This window comes from Paludisphaera sp., assembly GCF_037189885.1.
Lineage (GTDB): Bacteria > Planctomycetota > Planctomycetia > Isosphaerales > Isosphaeraceae > Paludisphaera.
In genome coordinates this window covers 25040-46379 of record NZ_JBBCIR010000080.1, presented here as the reverse complement: position 1 = coordinate 46379, position 21340 = coordinate 25040, and the positions used below count along the sequence as shown (strand labels likewise).

Annotated in this window: 19 protein-coding genes and 1 tRNA gene; 11 read left to right on the top strand and 9 right to left on the bottom strand. The window is 70.5% G+C overall.

What is annotated here, in order from left to right:
• Positions 1–302 precede the first annotated feature (302 nt).
• The 3 genes from WG209_RS20860 to WG209_RS20850 all read right to left on the bottom strand — a co-directional run bounded on the left by WG209_RS20860 (position 303) and on the right by WG209_RS20850 (position 3061).
• Positions 303–1634, bottom strand: a complete 1332-nt coding sequence (locus WG209_RS20860) for a protein tyrosine phosphatase (protein WP_337177025.1) — start codon at positions 1632–1634, stop codon at positions 303–305.
• A gap of 103 nt (positions 1635–1737) precedes the next feature.
• The gene (locus tag WG209_RS20855) at positions 1738–2604 is read right to left on the bottom strand and encodes a hypothetical protein (protein WP_337177024.1); all 867 of its coding nucleotides are present in this window, start codon (positions 2602–2604) and stop codon (positions 1738–1740) included.
• A 217-nt stretch (positions 2605–2821) separates the two neighbouring features.
• Positions 2822–3061 carry a hypothetical protein gene (locus WG209_RS20850; RefSeq protein ID WP_337177023.1) on the bottom strand — a complete coding sequence of 80 codons (240 nt, stop codon included), beginning with the start codon at positions 3059–3061 and terminating at the stop codon, positions 2822–2824.
• 285 nt (positions 3062–3346) lie between these two features.
• Between WG209_RS20850 and WG209_RS20845 the strand changes: the two genes are divergently transcribed.
• The 6 genes from WG209_RS20845 to leuD all read left to right on the top strand — a co-directional run bounded on the left by WG209_RS20845 (position 3347) and on the right by leuD (position 10032).
• The gene (locus WG209_RS20845; protein ID WP_337177022.1) at positions 3347–4432 is read left to right on the top strand and encodes a DHH family phosphoesterase; all 1086 of its coding nucleotides are present in this window, start codon (positions 3347–3349) and stop codon (positions 4430–4432) included.
• Between the two features lie 394 nt (positions 4433–4826).
• The gene (locus WG209_RS20840) at positions 4827–5861 is read left to right on the top strand and encodes a DUF1559 domain-containing protein (protein WP_337177021.1); all 1035 of its coding nucleotides are present in this window, start codon (positions 4827–4829) and stop codon (positions 5859–5861) included.
• Between the two features lie 116 nt (positions 5862–5977).
• The gene (locus WG209_RS20835) at positions 5978–6712 is read left to right on the top strand and encodes a lipoyl(octanoyl) transferase (RefSeq protein WP_337177020.1); all 735 of its coding nucleotides are present in this window, start codon (positions 5978–5980) and stop codon (positions 6710–6712) included.
• Positions 6687–7625, top strand: coding sequence for a lipoyl synthase (gene lipA / locus WG209_RS20830; protein ID WP_337177019.1), 939 nt, complete (start codon positions 6687–6689; stop codon positions 7623–7625). The genes WG209_RS20835 and lipA overlap by 26 nt, the downstream gene beginning before the upstream one ends.
• Before the next feature lie 83 nt (positions 7626–7708).
• Positions 7709–9115, top strand: a complete 1407-nt coding sequence (leuC, locus tag WG209_RS20825; protein ID WP_337177018.1) for a 3-isopropylmalate dehydratase large subunit — start codon at positions 7709–7711, stop codon at positions 9113–9115.
• A gap of 254 nt (positions 9116–9369) precedes the next feature.
• Positions 9370–10032, top strand: a complete 663-nt coding sequence (gene leuD / locus WG209_RS20820) for a 3-isopropylmalate dehydratase small subunit (protein WP_337177017.1) — start codon at positions 9370–9372, stop codon at positions 10030–10032.
• Here the strand turns inward: leuD and WG209_RS20815 are convergent.
• Genes WG209_RS20815 through WG209_RS20805 form a run of 3 tightly spaced genes read right to left on the bottom strand, consistent with a single transcriptional unit; the run spans position 10013 to position 13017 of the window.
• Positions 10013–11077 carry a cytochrome d ubiquinol oxidase subunit II gene (locus WG209_RS20815; protein ID WP_337177016.1) on the bottom strand — a complete coding sequence of 355 codons (1065 nt, stop codon included), beginning with the start codon at positions 11075–11077 and terminating at the stop codon, positions 10013–10015. The genes leuD and WG209_RS20815 overlap by 20 nt on opposite strands.
• Position 11078: 1 nt before the next feature.
• Entirely contained in the window at positions 11079–12401 is a 1323-nt protein-coding gene (locus WG209_RS20810) for a cytochrome ubiquinol oxidase subunit I (RefSeq protein WP_337177015.1), read from the bottom strand.
• 46 nt (positions 12402–12447) lie between these two features.
• Complete coding sequence (locus WG209_RS20805; protein WP_337177014.1) at positions 12448–13017, bottom strand: rhodanese-like domain-containing protein; 570 nt, start codon at positions 13015–13017, stop codon at positions 12448–12450.
• A gap of 283 nt (positions 13018–13300) precedes the next feature.
• Between WG209_RS20805 and WG209_RS20800 the strand changes: the two genes are divergently transcribed.
• Both WG209_RS20800 and cysC read left to right on the top strand, forming a co-directional pair.
• The gene (locus tag WG209_RS20800) at positions 13301–13723 is read left to right on the top strand and encodes an Rrf2 family transcriptional regulator (protein ID WP_337177013.1); all 423 of its coding nucleotides are present in this window, start codon (positions 13301–13303) and stop codon (positions 13721–13723) included.
• 40 nt (positions 13724–13763) lie between these two features.
• Complete coding sequence (cysC, locus tag WG209_RS20795) at positions 13764–15392, top strand: adenylyl-sulfate kinase (protein ID WP_337177012.1); 1629 nt, start codon at positions 13764–13766, stop codon at positions 15390–15392.
• 77 nt (positions 15393–15469) lie between these two features.
• Here the strand turns inward: cysC and ettA are convergent, their stop codons facing one another.
• Positions 15470–17143: an energy-dependent translational throttle protein EttA gene (ettA, locus tag WG209_RS20790; protein WP_337177011.1), complete on the bottom strand. Its 1674-nt coding sequence runs from the start codon at positions 17141–17143 to the stop codon at positions 15470–15472.
• A 157-nt stretch (positions 17144–17300) separates the two neighbouring features.
• Here ettA and WG209_RS20785 point away from each other — a divergent pair.
• From WG209_RS20785 to WG209_RS20775, 3 genes are all read left to right on the top strand, one after another.
• Positions 17301–17374 (top strand) — tRNA-Met (locus WG209_RS20785).
• 299 nt (positions 17375–17673) lie between these two features.
• Complete coding sequence (locus WG209_RS20780) at positions 17674–18009, top strand: hypothetical protein (protein WP_337177010.1); 336 nt, start codon at positions 17674–17676, stop codon at positions 18007–18009.
• Positions 18010–18012: 3 nt separating this feature from the next.
• Positions 18013–18324 (top strand): type II toxin-antitoxin system YafQ family toxin, encoded by a 312-nt coding sequence (locus WG209_RS20775; protein WP_337177009.1) that lies wholly within the window; start codon positions 18013–18015, stop codon positions 18322–18324.
• A 206-nt stretch (positions 18325–18530) separates the two neighbouring features.
• On the opposite strand, the gene glgA is transcribed toward WG209_RS20775, so the two are convergent.
• Together glgA and WG209_RS20765 are read right to left on the bottom strand one after the other, a co-directional pair.
• Positions 18531–20042: a glycogen synthase GlgA gene (gene glgA, locus WG209_RS20770; protein WP_337177008.1), complete on the bottom strand. Its 1512-nt coding sequence runs from the start codon at positions 20040–20042 to the stop codon at positions 18531–18533.
• Positions 20043–20247: 205 nt separating this feature from the next.
• On the bottom strand, positions 20248–21234 hold the full coding sequence (locus WG209_RS20765) for an endonuclease/exonuclease/phosphatase family protein (protein ID WP_337177007.1): 987 nt from the start codon (positions 21232–21234) through the stop codon (positions 20248–20250).
• Between the last annotated feature and the right edge of the window lie 106 nt (positions 21235–21340).

Sequence of the window (21340 nt, the reverse complement as noted above, 5' to 3'; positions counted from 1 at the left end):
GGAGAAGGTGGCCGAAGGCCGGATGAGGGGGCGACCGGCGGCGTCCCTCGGGCCAGGCCCGCGCCACGAGAGACGGGCCCACGGCCCTCGGTCGCGCGCCCCCGCATCCGCCCCTCCGGGGCACCTTCTCCCACGAGGGGTGAAGGGGGGAGATTCGCAGCCGGCGGCGTTCCCGAGGGACGATCGGACCCGACGTGCCACCGCCGGATCAGTGTCGGGTCGTCAGCCCGTCGGCGGGGAGCCCTCGCGCCCTCGTTCAGGATAGCGGGCGCGGGGACGGAATCAACGGCCGGGGCCGGACCTCAGCGCCGAGTCGCCTCGCGCTCCGCCTGGCGGGCGAGGAGTTCCTCCAGCGGGTCGGGGGTGCCGGCGGCGAACTCGCGGAACTCGCGGAGGGTCGGGTCGGCGGCGGCGCGCTCGGCGGCGAGGCGGGGGAGCATGCGGTTGTAGAGCAGCGTGACCGACGACTTCGGGCGGCTGCCGCGATGCTGCTCGATCTCGCGGATCACGTCGTCGAGCGGCCATCCTTGGTAGGCGAAGCGGTACATGCCCACCCAGGCCGGCGATCGGTCCATGCTGGCGTGGCAGTGGACCAGGACGGGCCAGTTGGCCGGGTCGTTGGCGATCTCCAGCGTCTCCGGGATGCTCCGGATGCCGATCGGGTCGTCGGGCGACTGGGTATGCAACGCGATGCCGTTCTCGCGGGCGAAGCGTTGCTCATCGGGCCAGTGCGGGCTGCGCGCGTCGGTGAACTCGGGGAACAGGTTGATGATCGTCTTGAAGCCGTAGCGCGGCTGGGCCAGTTGGAGCCCGGCGTACGTCGGCATGGCGCAGAGGTAGAGCTGGCCCGGGATGATCTCGCGGAGCCGCCCGATCGGGCGCTGATACCAGAAGATCCCACGGCCCACGAAGTCGAGCCCGACCGACGCCACGATCAGCGCGGCGATGATCGCCTTCCGCCGGCCCCCCTCGGCCCTGGGCGCGAGCCTCAGCATGGCGAAGGCCCACGCCAGCATCCCCCAGACGTACACCCAGCGCGGCCAGTAGCCGAAGGGCTCGCGATCGATCATCGGCAGCTGGCGTACGACCACCAGGACGGCCGCGACCGCGATCAGGCCGAGGACGCCGCGCGCCTTCGCGTCGGCGAGCAAGGCCCGGACGTTCCAGGGCCGGGCGCCGAGGATCACGACCGCCAGGGCCGTCAGCGCGCAGGCGGCCAGCGCCAGGCGTTGCGGCGCGGGGACGGCGGAGTCGAACATCGTGCGCCAGCCCAGGCCATGCCAGCCGTTCGACAGCGGGCCGGGGGTCGCGGCGTGCCAGAAGGCGACCGCCGACAGCGCCAGCGCGGCCCATCGGAGCCCCCGGCGCGGGTCGCGCAGGCAGCCCCAGGCCGCCAGCATGAGCGCGGCCGAGGAGACGTAGACGGCCACGCAATCGATCGTGTCGCCGGCCTCGGCGAGGCGATAGGCGGCCGGCGGGTAGGTGTTGTACGTCCGTCGTTCGACCCTGGGGAATTCGGGGTCGACGGCGCTTTCGTACGCGAGGACGTACCAGGCGGCCGGCAGGGCCGACAGGGCCAGGAAGATCCAGGGCCAAAGCCCACGACGCGGAGAGGTGTCCTGCGGTTCGGCCAAGGCTACTCGCCCCTTCCGTGGGATCCGCCGGCCGCTCCCCGCGCGACGACGTGCCGCGCGGGCGGGGCGGCGAATCGGCATGATCCCGATCCGGGCGATTCCGTCAAGCCGCCTGTCGGTCCGAGGGCGGCGTCGAGCGCAGGGCGTGCTCGGCGAACCGCTCGGACTCGACGCGGCCCCGGCCGGTCCGCACGCCGATCCGAACGAGCAATCGCCTGCGCATCTCGCGGATCGGCCGGGCGACGAGGCGGTGGGCGCGGATCCACCAGGGGGGCGGCACCGTGCCCGTGGTCGCGTCGGCCGCGTACTGGTCCGGGCGGCATCGCGCCCAGTGCTTCCGCATGTGGTAGTCGTCGCTCGCGGTCAGGAGCCCGAAGACGAAGCCGGCCGGCAGCCATCGCGGCCAGCGCGCGCCGATCTGGAAGTCGAAGAGGCAGGGCCGGCCGTGGGCGTCGACCAGGACGTTCTCGCGCTTGTGCAGGTCGACGTAGACGATCCGCCGGCCGTGCATCGTCTTGAGCAGGCGGTCGAGCGCCGGGAAGAAGTCGTCCCCCACGCGCTCGCGGTCGCCGAGGGGGTGGCCCTCGACGAATTCGCGCGCCACGCCGTTGCGCTGGACGGCCCCCCCTATGGCGACCGGCCCGGACAGCTCGGGGATGCCGGGGAGGTCGGAGAGGGCGCCGAGCATCGTGGACTCGCGACGGGCGGTCATCAGGCCGACCCAGGAGAGGGGGACGCCGAACGCCGACTGCTTGCGGTGCAGCTTCACGACCCGGCGCGTGCCCGCTTCATCGATATACAGCGAGGTCGCGGCCCATGAGTCGTGCTTGAAGACCTCGACCAGGCGATGGGGCCGCCCGTCGATCTCCAGCGAGTCCGGCGGCGAGGCGTCGCCGAGGGCCTTGAGCCATCGGGGCCTGGGCCTGGCTTCTCCGGTGGACACGGTTGGATGCTGGGTCGTCCTTGACATGCCGGGTGACTTCCTCGGTTCGTCGCCCGCCCTCGGAAAGTCGGGAGGCTCGCGACTCTTCATCGGCGGGCGAGGCGATCCTCATGAGCTTCCTCGCCCCGGAGGCCGCGACGATCGCATTCATCGTCCAAATCGCGCTTTCCCGCAAGGCCGGCGCGCGCGAAACCGCCGAGGGAGGTCCCTCGGCGGCTCGTCGATCGGAGTGTATCCGGCTCGATCAAGGCGTGGTGGTCGTCCCCGGGGCGGGGGTCGTGGTCGAGGTCCCCTCGGCCGGGGTGACGACCGGCGGGTTGTCGCCGGTGGTGTGGACCTCGGTCTCCTTCTCGATCGTGGTCGTCCCGCCGGGGCCCGTCGCCTGGACTTCCTCGCGGACGCCCGCCGTGTCGCCGCAGCCGACCATGCTCATCGAGACCGACAGCAGCCCGGCGGAGGCCAGGTAAGCGATCGCCTTCTTCATCTTCGGAATTCTCCACTCGACCTCGTGGGTCCCCAGCGACCCGCGACCTCGCTCGAGGCCATGACGGTGGTCGCCGACGGGTGAAATGCTCTCGCAATCCCCGCGCCATGATTCGCGAGGAAGTCGGAATTCCTTCATCGAGGATCCCCGGGCCGGGCCTTTCTCGGGTCGATGGGTGGCGGCCGGGGCGATCCGTGACTTAAACTCGGACGATCAGGCGACCACGGGGGGACGGCGGCGAGCCGGCCGCCGCGGCCGACGTCGCGATCCGAGGGCGATCGACCCATGAGCGGCGAGGGCGAACCACGAGACCCCGGGGCAGGCCCCGAATCCCGCCGCGTCCGGTCCGACCGACTCCTGGCCGTGCTGGAGCCGTTCGAGCGCGTGGTGGTCGTCTCGCACGTCAACCCGGACCCCGATTCCCTGGCCAGCATGCTGGGCATCCGCGCGTTGGTGGAGTCGCGACTGCCGGGCAAGCCGGTCACCCTGACCGTCGACGGCATGATCGCCCGCGCGGAGAATCGCGCGATGGTGGAATTGATCCCCGTGCCGCTCACCCCCGTCGGTTCGGTGGCGTTCGACCGCGAGGCGGCCGTGGTCATGGTGGACACCCAGCCGCGCACCGGCAGGCGCAGCAGCGAGAGCGCCGCCCCCCACGTGGTGATCGACCACCACGACACGGGGGGGGACCTGGAGGGGGTGCTCTTCCAGGACGTCCGCACCAACATGGGGGCGTCCAGCACGATCATCACCGGCTACCTCCTGGAGCAGGAGGTGATGGTACCCCCCAGCCTGGCCACCGCCCTGCTCTACGGGATCGAGTCGGAGACGACCGGCTACCCGCGCGAGGCCTGCTCGCTCGACGACGGCGCGACGGTCTGGCTGTTCCCTCGCGCCGACAAGGATCTGCTCGCGCGGATCCGCAACCCCAAGCTCCCGCAGAATTACTTCGCCACGTTCCATCGGTCGCTGGGCAACGCGTCGCTCTATCGCGACCTGATCGTTTCGTGGTGCGGCGAGGTCGCCCAGCCGGACATCGTCGCCGAGGTGGCGGACTTTTTCGTCCGATTCGACCAGGTCAACTGGGTGTTGTGCGCCGGCCTCTTCGGCGGCGGCCTACGGCTGTCCCTGCGCTCGCACGAACTAGGCTGGGAGGCCGGCGAAGTGCTCCGAGAGGTGGTGGGCGACATGGGCAACGCGGGCGGCCATGACAAGCGGGCCGGCGGCCTGGTGGCCCTCCCCTCCCCCACCGAGGCCGAGGCCGAGAAGGCCCTGACGTTGATCCGACGACGGCTGCTGGCCCGGCTGGAGATCGACGAGCGGCGGGGCCGACGACTCCTCCCGGACGTGCCTCGGATCGATACGCCCTGACATCGGCACAGGCCCCCTCGCATCCAAGAGGGCGCTCGCAATCCTCGGGGCCCGGCGATTCGGCCCTCGCCGATCTCGCGAATCGGGATATAGTTAGGGAGCGCGCAACCCGAGCGACCGTGGCCGTCGGCGGCACGCGGACGATCGGTCGTGGGCGCGGGGAAGCCCTCGCGACGGGGCCCGTCCGGCGGACGAAACGCGGACTCGCCTGTTGCGTCGGATTCAAAGGTGTGTACATTAAACGCTCGACGTTCGACGGCGGGGGAGACTCGCCGCGGGGCGGCCCGCCCGGCGGTCGTCGACCCCGAGCGTGGGGCGCCTCGATCGCCGCGTCGTGCGTCGGCATGGTCGAGGGGACGGTCGTCGATGGCGACGGCGTGGGAGTCGACCCGTGATGAATGGTCGGAATCGATCCGCCTTCACCCTGATCGAGCTACTGGTGGTGGTTTTCATCATCGCGCTCCTGCTCGCGCTGCTCCTGCCGGCCGTCCAATCGGCGAGGGAGACGGCGCGGCGGATCTCGTGCCTGTCGAACCTCAAGCAGCTCGGCCTAGCGTTCCAGAACTATGAGTCGACGTGGGGCGTGCTGCCTCCGCAGCTCATGCTGACGGTGACGCCGCGGAACGCGACGCCCCACCGGGGGTGGAGCGCCCTCGCTCGGCTCCTGCCGTTCCTGGAGGGGAGCGCCCTGTTCGCCTCGGCGAACTTCGCCGTGAGCTTCGAGGCCGCCGCCAATCTCACCGTCTCCGGGACCCCGGTCTCGGTCTTCATCTGCCCGTCGGAGTCGAGCCGGGCGCTGAACGGCCCGTCGGCGTTCCCGGATCTGCCGGCGACGGCGGGGACGAACTATTCCGTCTGCGTGGGGGACTGGTTCGTCTGGGGGGGCTTCGGGCTGCAGGCGGGCCGGTCGGCGTTCTCGCCGAACCAGAGCCGCCGGTTCGCCGAGTTCACCGACGGACTGAGTTCCACGCTGCTCATGGCCGAGGTCCGCGTGCGGCAGGCCCAGGTGACGGAATGCGGCGGCGAGCTCGTCTCCAAGAATTCCGACGAGGTCCCCGGGGCCGACGTGCCGCCGGAGCGCAAGGTGCTCGTCCGCGACGAGAGCGCCTGCCTCCTCTGGAGCGCCGGCCACTCGGCCTGGGCCGCCGGCGGCGTCGACCAGACCGGCTTCACCACGGCCCGCGCCCCCAACGCCGCCATGACCTCGAATTTCTCGCGCGGCGCGGAGGTCGACATCATGAGCACGCGCGAGTGGCTCGGCGGCCCGACCTACGCGGCGGCCGTGGCCCGCAGCCCCCACGCCGGCGGGGTCCACGTCCTGTTCGGCGACGCCTCCGCCCGGTTCCTCAAGGAGACCGTCGCGCCGGAAGTCTGGCGGGCGCTGGGGACTCGTGGCGGCGGCGAGGTCGTCGACGCGGCGGCCTACTGAGGCGAACCGCCTCCCCCGGTTGATAGGGGGGCCGCCGACGGTAAAATACGGACGTGACCCCGCGCCGCCCCCGATCACCTGGGGGCGGTTTCGTTTTCCGGATGGATCCCGACGCGATGACGCCGCAGCCCGAAAAGCCGCCGCTGGAGGTCTATCTGCTGGGGGCGGTCGACTTCGCCGAGATGCAGGCCCTCCAGCGCCGGCTGGTCTTCGAACACGGCGAGCGCGAGGGGGCGACTCTCGTCCTCTGCGAGCACCCGCCGACGCTGAGCGTCGGCCGCTCGGGGAGCCGGGCGCACATCGCCCCGGACGACTCCGAGCTGACGGGCCGTGGCATCCGGGCGCACTGGGTGAACCGAGGGGGCGGCTGCGTCCTCCACGTCCCCGGGCAGCTCGCCGGCTACCTCGTCGCCCCGATCGGCGGCGAGGCCTCGACGGCGATGGGGCACGTCCGGCGGATCCAGGAAATGCTCCTGGGAGTCCTGGCCGAGTTCGACCTGCCGGGGGAGGTCCGTCACGACCCGCCGGGGATCTACCTGGGACGCGCCCGCGCGGCGACGATCGGGGTGGCGGTGAGCCGGGGGATCGCCTACCATGGGTTTACGCTCAACGTGGGCCCCTTCCTCGACCTGTTCGACGTGCTCGTCGAGCCGGGGCCCGACGGGTCGATCCTCCGGCAGACCTCGATGGAGTCCCGCCGCCAGCGTCCGACCCCGATGTCCTGGGTGCGGGAGGCGATCGTCCGCCGGACGGAGCTGGCGTTCGAGCTGGACCGCCACCACGTCTACACGCATCACCCGCGGCTGAAGCGGAAGGTCCTGACCCATGCTTACGCTCCCAGTCCTGGATGACAATCCGGACGACCGGGCGGCCCCATCCTGCGGCGGCGGCGCCCCCGTGGTCGAGATCGGCCGCAAGGCCCGACGCCTCCCGGAATGGCTCAAGCGGCCCGTCCCCTCCGGCGGCGGCATGTACTTCGCCCAGGGGCTCATCGCGGAGCTGGGCCTGGAGACCATCTGCGAGTCGGGCAAGTGCCCGAACCGCTCCGAGTGCTGGTCGCGGCGCACCGCGACCTTCATGATCCTGGGGGAGACCTGCACGCGCCCCTGCGGCTTCTGCGCCGTCAAGCGCGGCAAGCCCGAGGCCGTCGCCGATGACGAGCCCGAGCGCGTCGCCGAGGCCTGCGCCCGGCTGAAGCTCCGCCACGTCGTCATCACGTCCGTCACTCGGGACGACCTGCCCGACGGCGGAGCCGACCACTTCCGCCGCTGCATCCTCGCCGTCCGCGCCCGGACCGGCGCGACGATCGAGGTCCTCACCCCGGACTTCAACGGCAACGAGGACCAGGTCGCCACCGTGCTCGATGCCGCCCCGGAGGTCTTCAATCACAACATGGAGACCGTCGCCCGGCTCCAGCAGTACGTCCGCCGCAAGAGCCAGTACGAGGTCAGCCTGCGCGTCCTGGAGGTCGCCAAGAAGCTCCGGCCCGAGACCAGGACCAAGACCGGCTTCATGCTCGGCCTGGGCGAGACCACCGAGGAGCTGATGGACGCCCTGGCCGACCTGCGCTCCGTGGGCTGCGACCTGCTGACGATGGGTCAGTACCTCCAGCCCTCGCCGCGCCACCTGCCCCCCGCGCGTTACGTCCCGCCGGCCGAGTTCGACGAGTTGGGCCGGCTGGCCCGCTCGATGGGCTTCGCCGAGGTCGCCAGCGGCCCGTTCGTCCGCTCCAGCTATCACGCCGACGAGATGGCCAGGGCCTGACCGGCCCGAACCCAGGCCGCCGGATCGGCCTCTTCCCCTGTCACCCCCTAGTTCTCCGAGCGATCTTCCGAGGTGGATCGGGCATGCCAGCGACATTGTTCCAGAAGGTTTGGGACCGTCACGTCCTCTCCGTCACCAACGAGGCGACGCTCCTCTACATCGACCGCCACCTCGTCCACGAGGTGACCAGCCCCCAGGCCTTCGACGGCCTTCGCCTCGCCGGCCGCAAGGTCCGCCGCCCCGACCTCACCTTCGCGACGATCGACCATAACGTCCCGACCGAGGACCAGCTCAACATCAAGGACCCGCTGTCGAAGCGGCAGGTCGAGACCCTCCGCGCCAACTGCGCGGAGTTCGGCCTGAACTTCTTCGACATCCAGGGGGGCCGGCAGGGCATCGTCCACGTCATCGGCCCTGAGCTGGGGATCACCCTCCCCGGCACGACGATCGTCTGCGGCGACAGCCACACCAGCACCCACGGCGCGTTCGGCGCGCTGGCGTTCGGCATCGGCACCAGCGAGGTCGAGCACGTCCTGGCGACCCAGACGCTCTGGCAGGGGAAGCGCCCCGAGGCCCTGGGCGTGGAGGTGACCGGGACGCTCGGCGCCGGCATGGAGCCGAAGGACATCATCCTGGCCGTCATCCGGGCCATCGGCACCGCCGGCGGCACCGGCACGGTCATCGAATACTACGGCCCGGCCATCCGGGCCCTGTCGATGGAAGGCCGCCTCACGATCTGCAACATGTCGATCGAGGGTGGGGCCCGCGCCGGGCTGATCGCCCCGGACGACGTGACGTTCGAGTACCTGAGCAAGGTCGACCGCCCGTTCGCCCCGAAGGGCCGCGAGTTGGAAGCGGCCATCGCCGACTGGCGGACGCTGAAGACCGACGACGACGCGAAGTTCGACAGGCACGTCTCCATCGACGCCTCGAAGCTCGTGCCGCAGGTGACGTGGGGCACCAACCCCGCGATGACCGTGGACGTCGATGGCCACATCCCGACGCTGGAAGAACTCCCCGCCTCGCTCCGCCCGGAGGCCGAGCGCGCCTTCGAGTACATGGGGCTGACCCCGGGGACGCCGCTCGACCAGGTCGCGGTGGACGTGGTCTTCATCGGCTCCTGCACCAACGGCCGGATCGAGGACCTGCGGGCCGCCGCCAAGGTGATGAAGGGCCGCAAGGTCGCCTCGGGCGTCCGGGCCCTGGTCGTGCCGGGCAGCGAGCAGGTGCGGAGCCAGGCCCACGCCGAGGGGCTGGACCGCGTCTTCGAGGAGGCCGGCGCCGAGTGGCGCGAGGCCGGTTGCAGCATGTGCCTGGCGATGAACCCCGACCGGCTCCAGCCCGGCCAGCGCGCCGCCAGCACCAGCAACCGCAACTTCGAGGGCCGGCAGGGCCCCGGCGGGCGCACCCACCTCGTCAGCCCCTCCATGGCCGCCGCCGCCGCCGTCACCGGACACTTCACCGACGTCCGCCGGCTGCTGGAGGTCTGAGGGCCGGAGACCAGCCCTCGTCGATCGTCCTTCTCCCCTCTTGGGAGAAGGTGGCCGAAGGCCGGATGAGGGGGCGACCGCCGTCGCCCCCCGTCACGCCGCCGGCTTGAAGTCCAAGGTCCCCGGTCGCGTCCCCCTCATCCGGCCCTTCGGGCCACCTTCTCCCACGAGGGGAGAAGGGACATCCTTGGGGGCCGCCGAGAAGGGCCCTATCCGAACACACTCGACCAGACCCCCTCGGAATCACCAATCCCATGAACCCGTTCACCGTCCATCGCGGCAAGGTCGCGGTCCTGGACTGGACCGACGTCAACACCGACCTCATCATCCCGGCGCGCTACCTCAAGCGGATCGAGCGCGTCGGCTACGGGTCGCTCCTGTTCGCCGACAAGCGGTACGTCGCCGGCGGCGCGCCGGCGATCGACGAGCCCGAGAAGCATGGCGCGCTCGACCCGGCGTTCCCGCTGAACCGCCCCGAGAACCAGGGGGCCAGCGTCCTCCTGGTCGGCAAGAACTTCGGCTGCGGCTCCAGCCGCGAGCACGCCGTCTGGGCCGTCGCGCAGGGGGGCTTCGCCGTCGTCATCGCCCCCGGCAAGGACGAGGGCTTCGCCGACATCTTCGAGGGCAACGCCCTGAACAACGGCCTGCTCGCCGTCGAGATCCCCCAGGCCGACTGGGACCGGATCAACGAGGTCGCCGGCCCCGGCGGCGCCGAGGCCGTCGTCGACCTGGAGAACCTGCTCATCACCGTCACGAAGGGATCGGCGAAGGTTGAGGTCCCGTTCGTGATCCCCGAGACCCGCCGCGAGCGCCTGCTGAAGGGCCTCGACGCGATCTCCGAGACCTTGCTGCTGGAAGCCGAAATCGCCCGCTACGAGCAGTCCTCCCCGGCCTGGCTCAAGCCGGCGTCGGCCTGACCGGCCCTTCCTCGTCCCGCCGCCCCCCCTGGAAGGTGTGCCCCTTGAACACCCGGAACAGGTAGATCAGCGACGGGACGAGGATCAGCGAGCCGATCCCCAGCGCGATCAGCATCAGCTTGTGGACGATCGGCGGCGCCACGCCGCGCGTCATGTCCAGGTGGGGCGGCACCAGGTACGGGTACTGAGCCGCGGCGGCCCCCCACAGGATCATCGCGACCTGGGCCGCCGCCGCCAGCCGCGCCAGGGCGAACCACCGCAGCGCCAGCGCCGCGATGGCCGCGATCGCCATCGCGCCGGTGGCGTACCGCAATGGCGCGCCCCAACTGGCCCGATCCAGCCCCTCGTACACCAGCGGGGCCGAATCACGCGCCAGGAGATAGACGACCCACGCCACCACGCCCAGCGTCACCGCCGAGACGAGCGCCTTGCGCCGGAAGTCCTCGCGGAGTTCCCGGTCGACCGTCTCCAGCGTGAGGTAGACCGCGGCGAGGTAGGCGAAGATGTTGAGCGCGAACAACCCCACGGCGATCGGGAACGGCCGCAGCCACGTCGACAGCAGCGGGACCGGCCCCCCAGCCTCGGCCGCGCGGCCAGGCTCGCCGGTGGCGATCGCGCCGACCACCATCCCGAGCAGGATGGGCGTGACGACGCTGGGGATCGAGAAGACCCGATTCCAGCGACGGCGAGCCAGCTCGGTCGCGTCGTAGCTCCGGAACGTGAAGGCGGAGCCGCGTAGCACCACGCCGATCAGCATCAGCGACAACGGGATGTGCAGCGTCGTCATGACGACGGCGAACGCCGCCGGGAACGACGTGAACAGCAGCACGATCACCACGATCAACCAGACGTGGTTCGCCTCCCACACCGGGCCGATGGCGTGCGCGATCAGCTCTCGCTGGGCCTCGGCGCGGGGGCCCCGGGCCAGGAGGTCCCACACCCCGGCGCCGTAATCCGCCCCCCCCAGCAGGGCGTAGACGATCAGGGCGACCAGCATCGCCGCCGCGACCCCCTCGGCCGGCGTCATCGACGTCAGGAATCCCATCTCAGAGCCCCTCCCCGGTCGGAGCCTCGGCCCGGGGGCTGCTCCGGAACTGGTGCAACAGCAGCATGACCACCACGACCCCCAGCATCACGTAAAGCGCCGTGTATGCCGCGAGCGACCACCACAATCCCGGCACCGTGGTCACGGCGTCCTTCGTCCGCATCACCCCCTGGATGATCCAGGGTTGCCGCCCGACCTCCGTCACGGTCCACCCGGCCTCGATCGCGATCATCCCCAGCGGGCTCGCCAGCGCGACGGCCGTGAGGAACGCCCCGCCGGTCGGCAGCCGCCGCGTCCGCCACCACGCCAGCGCCCCCCAGAGCGACACCGCCGCCATCGCGATCCCGCAGGCCACCATGATCTGGAACGCGACGTGGACGACCGCCACCGGCGGGTGCTCGTCGGACGGGAAGGCATCCAGCCCCTTCACCTCCGCATTCGGGTCGTTGTACGCCAGGAACGACAGCCCCCCGGGAATCTCCAACGCATAGGGAGTCGTCTGCGAGCCGACGTCCGGCAGCCCGCCGATCCGCAGGGGCGCCCGTCGCTCGGTGTGGAACTGCGCCTCCATCGCCGCGAGCTTCAGCTCCTGGGTCTCCGCCACGACCTGCGCCGAGTAATGGCCGCTCAACGGCTGGAGCACCGCCGCCACCCCGCCGACCGCCAGCGCGATCCCCATCGCACGGCGGTGGAACGGGTTGTCGCGGTCCTTCCGCAGCATGATCGCGTGGATCCCGGCCACCAGGAGGCCGGTCGCCGCGTAGGCCGCGATGGTCATGTGGAGCGCCTCGGAGACGAACGCGGGGTTCAACAACGCGGCCGGCGGATTGATGTTCGTGGCCACGCCTTCCACCAGGTCGAAGCCCGTCGGCGTGTTCATCCAGCCGTTGACCGAGACGACCAGGATGCCGGAGAGGGCGCCGCTGGCCGCGACCAGGGCCCCGGCCAGCCAGTGGGCGAGCGGCGGGATGCGGTCCCAGCCGTAGATGTAGACGCCCAGGAAGATCGCCTCGGTGAAGAACGCGAAGCCTTCCAGGCCGAAGCCCAGGCCGATGATCGGCCCGGCGAAGTTCATGAACTCGGGCCACAGCAGCCCCAGCTCGAACGAGAGGACGGTCCCCGAGACGGCCCCGACGGCGAAGAGGATCGCGGCCCCCTTCGCCCATCGCTTCGCCAGCGTCCGATAGATCGGATCGCCCGTCCTGTGCCAGCAGGCCTCGGCGATGCACATCATCAGGGGGAGAGCGATCCCGATCGCGGCGAAGATGATGTGGAAGCCCAGCGACATCGCCATCTGCAGCCGCGCGGCGAGCAAGTTCGTCATGATGTTCGCGTCGATTGAAGTCCCAACGGAAATTCGTCCTCGGGGCCTAGCGGGAACAACTCCCGGCCTCGCCCCCCGCCTGATTCCACGGCATTCGGGCCAGGCCCATCGCCATCGGGCAGATGTCGGTGACGCCCGCGAAGATCAGCCCGGCGCCGACGAACGCCGAGAGCGCCGTGAACCATGGGCTCACCGCCGCCCCCAGGGCCACGCCCAGGACCACCAGCGATCCGGCGATGATCCGGATCTGCCGCTCCAGCGAGATCGTCGCCTTGCCGCGCTCCACCGGGAGCCCGGCGGCCTCCCACGCCTTCGTCCCCCCCTCCACGTTCACCACCCCGGGGAAGCCGGCCGCCGCGAACGCCTCGCACGCCTTCCGCCCCCGCGAACCGCTGGCGCAGATGACGTACAACGGCGCGTCCGGCCGCTCTCGCGACCCCATCACCGCGACCGGGTCGAGCCGATCCAGCGGGATCGACCGCGCCCCCGCCGCGTGCGCCGTCCGATACTCGGCCGGCGACCGCACATCGATTATATCGATCCGACGGTCTTGTCGGGAAATTTCGAACAATTCAGCCGGCGTGATGACTCCGCCCGACGCGTCGGCTCGCGACATTTCGAGATTCTCCTTTGATGGACCCGGGTGGGACTCGGGAAGGGCGAGACGGTCGTCGGCTCGCAACCTTTTTCATTGTACCGCGATAAGGCCGATATCCAACGCGCGGGCGTCGATCGAAGGGGCGACGGGAATCGCCATGATCCGACCGATGATGAAAGTTGATCGCGGGACTAAAGTAAGGTATCATTGGGTGTCTCGCGACGACCTCGCGCGAGCACGGCCACGCCGCCGAGGCCCCTTCGCGTGGCGGCCGGCGGCCTCCAGACCCTGGGCCCATCCGATGAAGGTGACCGCCAAAGCCGAATATGCCTGCCTGGCCGTGATGGCCCTGGCGCAGCAGGGGCCCAACGCCCCTCCGCTGCGAATCCGGGAGATCTCGGAGTCGCACGGCATCCCCGAGCGGTATCTCGTCCAGATCCTCCTCCACCTCAAGGGGGCGGGGCTGGTGGTGAGCACCCGGGGGGCCTCCGGCGGCTATCAGCTCGCGAAGCATCCCGACACGATCTCCGTGCGCGAGATCCTCGTCGCCGTCGAGGGCCCCGACGACGCCGCTCGCGACGCCGCCCCCGCGGCCGACCGCCGCGCCGCGCGGATCCTCAACCAGCTCTGGGACCGCGTCCGCGAGGCCGAGCGCGCCGTCCTCGACCAGACCTCCGTGGCCGCCCTCGCCGCCCAGGCGACGCCCCACGAATGGACCATCTGATGACCGCGACGGCCGCGTCCCGTCTCGAAGGAGTCGAGCCATGAGCGCCCGCGATCCGGGGGCCGGCGCGCCCATCCCCCCCCATGGCGGCCATCTCGTCGACCTGATCGTCGACGCCCCTCGCGCCGCCGCGATGAAGGCGGAATCCCCGGGCCTCGCCAGCGTCACGCTCGACGGCCGGGGCGTGGCCGACCTGGAGTTGCTGAGCGTCGGCGGCTACTCGCCGCTCACGAGCTTCATGGGGAAGGCCGACCACGACCGAGTTATCGCCGAAATGCGGCTGGCTAACGGCACCCCCTGGCCCCTGCCGATCGTCCGCCCGGTCGAGCCTGGCGAGGGGGTGGCCGAGGGGAAACCCCTGGCCCTCCGGGACGTCTATGGCAACCTCCTGGCCTTCCTCCACGTCGCGGAACTCTTTCAGCCGGAGGGGGTCGCCGGCCATTACGCCGCCGGTCGGCTGGAAGTCGTCCGAACGCCTCCGCATTACGATTTCGTCGACCTCCGCCGGACCCCGGCGGAACTGCGGGCTCGCTTCCGCGAACTCGGGTGGTCGCGCGTCCTCGCGTTTCACGCCGACGCGCCGATCCACCGCGCCGAGGAGGAAGCGATCCGCCGCGCCGCCGAATGGCTCGGCGCCGGGCTCCTCATCCACGCGGCCGTCGGCGCCGGCCGACCGGGGGATGTCGACCGCTACGCCCGCGTCCGCTGCCACCGGGCGCTCGTCGACGGCTACTTCGACCCGGCCGCCGCCCTCCTTGCCCTGCTGCCCCTCGCGACGCCCCCGGCCGATGCCCGCGGCACCCTGCTCCGCGCCCTCGTCGCGCGCAATTACGGGTGCACCGACCTGATCGTCGACCAGGATCTCGAATACCTGTCACCCCACGCGGAGGAGATCGGCGTGGGGTTGGTGGCCGCCCCTCGGATGATATACCTCCCCGACAAAGCACGCCACGAGGCCGTCGAGGAGATCCCCGCCGGCGCGAGGACGGCCACGCTCTCCGACGCCCAGGTCCGCGACGACTATCTCGCGAAGGGGATCCCGCTCCCGGACTGGTTCACCCGGCCGGAAGTCGCGACGATCCTCGGCGAGACCCACCCCCCGCGGCATCGCCAGGGCCTGACGATCTGGTTCACCGGGCTGTCGGGCTCGGGAAAGAGCACCGTCGCGCAGGCTCTCCTGGAGCGCATGGCCGAACACGGCCGCGCGGCCTCGTTCCTCGACGGCGACGAGATCCGGACGCACCTGTCGAAGGGGCTGGGATTCAGCAAGGAGGATCGGGACGTCAACATCCGGCGCGTCGGCTACGTCGCCGGCCTGGTCGCCCGGCATGGGGGCGTGACGATCTGCTCGGTCATCAGCCCGTACAAGGCCGTCCGCGACGAGGCCCGCGCGGCGTCGGGCGGGAACTTCGTGGAGGTGTATTGCTCCACCCCCGTCGAGGTCTGCGAGTCGCGCGACGTGAAGGGCTTCTACGCCAAGGCCCGCGCCGCGATGGAGGCCGGCAAGCCCCTGGGCTTCACCGGCGTCGACGACCCCTACGAGGCGCCCGAGGCCGCCGAGGTCACGCTCGATACCTCAAGGCTGGGCGTCGCCGATTGCGTCGACGCCGTCGTCGCCAAGCTGATGGAGTTGGGCTACATCCAGCCCGTTGGCCGCGCCCCGCGCTGAGCCGCGCGAAAAGGGCCGCGCGTCGCGAGGACGCGCGGCCCCGGTGTCGGTCGTTCGGCGGCCCGGAAGTGGGCGCGTCAGCGGGTCAGCGACTTGTACTTGATGCGGTGGGGCTGGTCGGCCTCGACCCCGAGGCGCTCGCGGCGCTGGGATTCGTAGGTCTCGAAGTTGCCGTCGCACCAGACGACCTTGCTATCGCCTTCGAACGCGAGGATGTGGGTGGCGACGCGGTCGAGGAACCAGCGATCGTGGCTGATGACCACGGCGCAGCCGCCGAAGTCCAGAAGCGCCTCCTCGAGCGCGCGCAGCATCTCGACGTCGAGGTCGTTGGTCGGCTCGTCGAGCAGCAGGAGGTTGCCGCCGCTCTTGAGCAGCTTGGCGAGGTGGACGCGGTTGCGCTCGCCGCCGGAGAGCTTGCCGACCAGCTTCTCCTGGTCCGGCCCCTTGAAGTTGAACGCCGCGACGTACGCCCGCGCCGGCATCTTGCGGCGGCCGAGCGTCACCTGGTCGAGCCCGCCGGTGATCTCCTGGAAGATCGTGTTCTCGGGGTTGAGCGAGTCGCGGTTCTGGTCGACGTAGGATGGCACGACCGACTCGCCCACGCGCAGCTCCCCGGCGTCGGCCTTCTCCTGCCCCACGATCATGCGGAACAGGGTCGTCTTCCCCGCCCCGTTCGGCCCGATCACGCCGACGATGCCGCCGGGCGGGAGGCGGAACGTCATGTCCTCGAAGAGCAGGCGGTCGCCGAAGCCCTTCGCGACCCCCTCCGCCTCCACGACGAGCGACCCCAGGTGCGGCCCCGCCGGGATCTGGAGGATGACGGCCTCGTCGCGCTTCTCGTAGTCCTGCGCGGCGAGCTGCTCGTACCGCTGCAACCGCGCGCGGTTCTTCGCGACGCGCGCCCGTGGCGACATCCGCACCCACTCCAGCTCGCGGGCGAGCTGCTTGCGACGCGTGCTCTCCTGCTTCTCCTCGAGGGCGAGCCGCTGCTGCTTCTGCTCCAGCCAGGAGGAGTAATTCCCCTCCCAGGGGATGCCCTGGCCCCGGTCGAGCTCCAGGATCCACTTCACGACGTTGTCGAGGAAGTAGCGATCGTGGGTGACGAGGATGACCGTCCCCGGGTGCTCGGAGAGGTGCCGTTCGAGCCAGGCGACGCTCTCGGCGTCCAGGTGGTTGGTGGGCTCGTCCAGCAGCAGGATGTCGTGGCGTTCCAGCAGGATCTTGCAGAGCGCCACGCGACGGCGCTCGCCGCCGGAGAGGGTGGAGACGTCGGCGTCGCCGGGGGGCAGGCGCATGGCGTCCATGGCGATCTCGAGCTGACGGTCGAGATCCCAGCCGTTGGCCGCCTCGATGCCGTCCTGGACCTTCTCCATCTCCGCGAGCAGCGCGTCCATCTCGTCGGCGTCGGGCCCCTCGGCGAGCCGGGCGTTGATGGCGTCGAACCGATTCAGCATGTCGCGCACCGGCTTCACCGCCAGCTCGACGTTGCCGCGGACGTCGTGGGCGGGGTCGAGCGTCGGCTCCTGCGGCAGATAGCCGATGGAGATCCCCGACGCGGGCCGCGCGGTGCCCACGAAATCCTTGTCGATCCCGGCCATGATGCGCAGCAAGGTGCTCTTGCCCGACCCGTTCCCGCCGATGACGCCGATCTTCGCCCCAGGATAGAACGACAGCCAGATGTTCTTGAGGACTTCTTTCTTGCCGTGAGCTTTGGACAGTTTTTCGATCTGGAAGATGTACTGCGGCGGCATGTGCGAGCGTTCCCGACGACTTTACGGATGGTAAGGGCCGCCGGACGATTCCAGGTCCCGAGCCAGACGCTCGCCCCTTGAACCGGCCCCGACGGCCTGATAGATTATTATCCTTCAGGCGACGCGAAGGGGCAAGACGACCCCCGCGTCCACCCTCGCCGGGGTAGCTCAGTTGGTCAGAGCGGCGGTCTCATAATCCGCAGGTCTGGGGTTCGAGTCCCCACCCCGGTATCTTCTATCCTCTTGGCGGTCCGCGATCACCACTGATGCACGTCGCCGATCGGTCCATGGCCGTCGCCAAGCGACCCCCTTTCGGGCCGATCAAGGTCGATCGGGTCCTTCCCGCGAAAACAACGCCTGAAAGGGCGCGTGACCGGCCCTTTCAGGATTAGGGCAAGCGCCGTACGTTAAGCCGGTTCGAGATCCGGATCGGTCGAACGACCTAGGTTGTCACGCCGAGGACCTCGGGCGCGTCGCCCGGTGTCCGTGACCCTCGACGATCGCGTCGTCGGCAAGGAAGGGGCCGGGCCATGACCACGAAGTCCAAGGCCAAGAAAGTCGCGTCGCTCCCGCAGCCGGGCGCGGGGATCCCCACGCTGGAGAACCTACTGGGATCCATCCTAGACCGGCTCCCTCCCGACGCGGTGAAGTCGATAGCGGGGATGCCCCCTCTCGACGAAGCCGAACGAGAGACGTTCGAGGGCCAAGTCGTCGAGCTGGCGCAGGCCCTGGCGGTCGATCGCGTCTGCGGGGTGGAGCATGTCCCCAACGCGGCAACCAGGCGGGCCATCCGGGACGCGAGAGCCGGGAAGGACGTGACGGAATACGCCAGCCTGGCGGACGCGCTAGCGGACCTAGGGATCTGAGTCGTGGGCAGGAAGAAGCCGACGCCGCCGGGCCCCCGCGTGCCGCTGACGGCCGTCCTGACCGGCCGGTTCAAGCGGGACGTCGAGAAGGCGAGGCGTTCCGGCCGGGACATGTCCAAGCTCACGGCGATCATGGCGGCGATCGTCGACAGGGAGCCCCTGGACGCCGCCCGCCGAAACCATCCCTTGCGTGGCGAGTGGAAGGGATGCCACGACTGCCACGTCGAGGGCGATTGGGTGCTGATCTACGAGGTCGACGGCGGGAAAGCGACGTTCCATCGCACAGGGACGCATTCCGAGATCTTCGGCAGATAGCCGGTCGAGCGAGAGCGGCGGACTTATCCTGCGTGGGACGGAGGTCGAACCCTCACGCCGCCCGGTATTCTTCTTCGCCTCTCTCCCGATCTCGACACTCGCAGGGCGTGGAATTCTTCCGGCGGAGCGCATCAATGCGCGATGACTCGTCTTCCGCGCCGTCCGACGGCCGCCCGGGATAGATGTTCCGGCGATCACGTCCGCGCTCACCGGAGGCGGGATGGCTCCTGGTCCCGCGTCGCCGGTTCGGGTCGCTTGCGCCGGGCGATTTCGCGGTAGATCTCGACGTACTTCCGGGCCGAGCTGTCCCAGGACCAGTCGGCCGACATGCCGGCGCGAACCAGCTTCGCCCAGGTTTCGCGATCGCGCCAGGCGTCGAGGACGCGGGCGAGCGCCCCCCACAGGGACGAGGAGCTGGGCTCGCCGAAGACGAAGCCGGTGGCGGTGCCGTCGGCGAGCGTCGCGGGGGTCAGGTCGACCACCGTGTCGACGAGGCCGCCCGTCGCGTGGACGACCGGGACGGTGCCGTGGGCCAGGCTGTAGAGCTGGTTCAGGCCGCAGGGCTCAAACAGGCTCGGCATCAGGAAGACGTCGGCGCCGGCCTCGATCTGATGGGCCAGCTCGTCGGAGAACCCGAGGTACGCCCACACCTTGTCGGGGTATCGGGCCGCCAGGCTCTGGAGCAGGTCGTGGTACTTGGGGTGGCCCGTCCCCAGCACGATGAGCTGGACGTCCTCCTGGAGCAGGCGGTCGGCGACTTCGGCGAGCAGGTCCCAGCCCTTCTGGGGGTCGAGGCGGCCGATCTGGGCGAATAGCGGGACCTCCGGCCGGACGGGGAGGCCGGCGTGCCCCTGGAGCCACGCCTTGCAGGCCGCCTTGCCGGTCTCCACGGTGTCGAGGTCGTAGCGCTCGGCTAGCATCGTCTCGCGCGAGGGGCTCCACGAGTCGACGTCGATGCCGTTGACGATCCCCCGCAGGTCGGCCCGGCGCTCGCGCAGCAGGCCGTCCAGACCGGCCCCCTGGCGCTGGGTCTGGATCTCGCGGGCATAGGTCGGGCTCACCGTGCTGAGCACGTCGGCGTACACGAGCCCCGCCTTCAGGAAGCTGAGCTTGCCGTGGAACTCCACCCCCTGCTGGGTGAACAGGTCCCAGGGGAGCCCCGTCAGCGGGACGTCCCAGTGCCAGAACAGCCCCTGGTACGCGAGGTTGTGGATCGTGAAGAGCGTCCCCGCGCCCGACAGGCCGGGCACGTCCGCGTAGAGCGTCTTCAGATAGATCGGGATGAGGCCGGTCTGCCAATCGTTGCAGTGGAAGACGTCGGGCCGCAGACCGAGCGCGGAGCAGGCTTCCAGCATGGCGCGCTGGAAGAAGACGAAGCGCTCGCAGTTGTCGTCGAAGTCGTGCCCGAGGTGCCCGTAGAAGCCCTCGCGGTCGAAGTAGCGGGGCTGGTCGATGAGGTAGACGGGGACGTCGGAGTTGGGGATTCGGCTTTCGAAGACGTGGCCGCGGACCGTGGCGGCGCCGACCGGGACCTGGATCGACAGGCCGGTGCCGATCAGCTCGTGCGCGTGGTCCCAGACCTTGCGATAGCACGGGATGAAGAGCGCGGCCTCGTGGCCGAGCTCGGCGACGGCCCGCGGCAGGGCTCCCGCGACGTCGGCGAGGCCCCCGGTCTTGGCGAACGGCACGGCCTCCGAGGCGACGAAGACGATGTTCACGGCGCGGCGTCCTTCCGCAATGCTCGGCCCCGAGACTCGGTCACGCGACGCCGGGGATCGTCCCGGAGGACGGCCCCGCCCGGCGGCGAGGAGATGCCGGCCCGACCCATGCTAGGGGAGCCGACCCGCCCTCGCAACCATTCATCGCCCCGCCGGACCACGCGGGATGGTGCCCGGGGATCTTCGCGCGCCACGGGCCGGCGTCTCAAAGTTCCAGCTCCGCCACGACGGCCCGGTGATCCGACGGATACGGATTCACCACGACGTCGGCCGTCTCGGGTGCCTCGCCGAGCACCTGGGCGGCCTTCACCGCGCCGGCCGGGCTCTCGACGCCCCCGACGAAAACGAGGTCGATGCGGTCGTGCCGATCCTTCGGGTCATCGGGGCTGGTGATCGGGGTCCAGGTGATGCCGGGCGACTTCACCGGGTCGGGATGGACGGCCCGATAGGCGTCGACGAGCCCGGCCTCCTCGACGGCGCGGGTGGCTGGCCAGTCCACCTTCATGGGGCAGGCCTTCGCCTCCACCGCGGCCTGGGTCCAGTCCAGGCGGGAAGGCTCGTTGAAGTCGCCCGTGAGCACGACCGGGACGCCCTCGGCGAGCGCCACCTTCAGCTCGGGGATGAGGCTCGCGACCTGCTTGCCGCGAGCGCCCTCGGCGCCCCGGATGGCCTCTTCCTCGGTGTCGATGAAGGGCACGTCGCCGTCGCCGTAGGGGATCCGCAGGATCTGGTAGGGCTGATAAGGGGCGGCGGCGAAATGGATGTTGAAGGCATACATCGGCCGGCCCGAGGGCAACCTGAGCTTCACTCCCCATTTCCTGGGCGTCGAACCGATGATCTCGAACCGGCTGACGACCCCCCTCCCCGAGCCCTGGTCGAGGTAGTGCCACCCGAGGCGCTCGGCGATCTCGGCGGCGCGATCGGGGCGAGGCTGGCCCTCGGGGGCGATCCCTCCCGTCTCCTGGAGGCCGACGATGTCGGCCCCCGACCGCTCGATGACCTCGATCGTGCGGTCGAGCGGCTGCTTGCCCGCGTCGCCCCCCTGCCACAGGTTGAAGGTCAGCACCCGAACGACCTCCGGCACGTCTTCCGCGCCGACGGCCTCGGTCGGCGGGCCGACCAGGCCGGCGCAGCAGGCCAGGGCGAGCGTCAGGAACGAACGACGGCCGACAGGCGACTTCGATGGCTTCATTGATCCGATCCGAGGGCGGCGATCCGGGCGATGGCGAGCCCGCCAGGCCCGGAGCATGGGCGCCGGGCGCGCGGGGAGGTCCGATTGTAACCGCCGAGGCGTGACG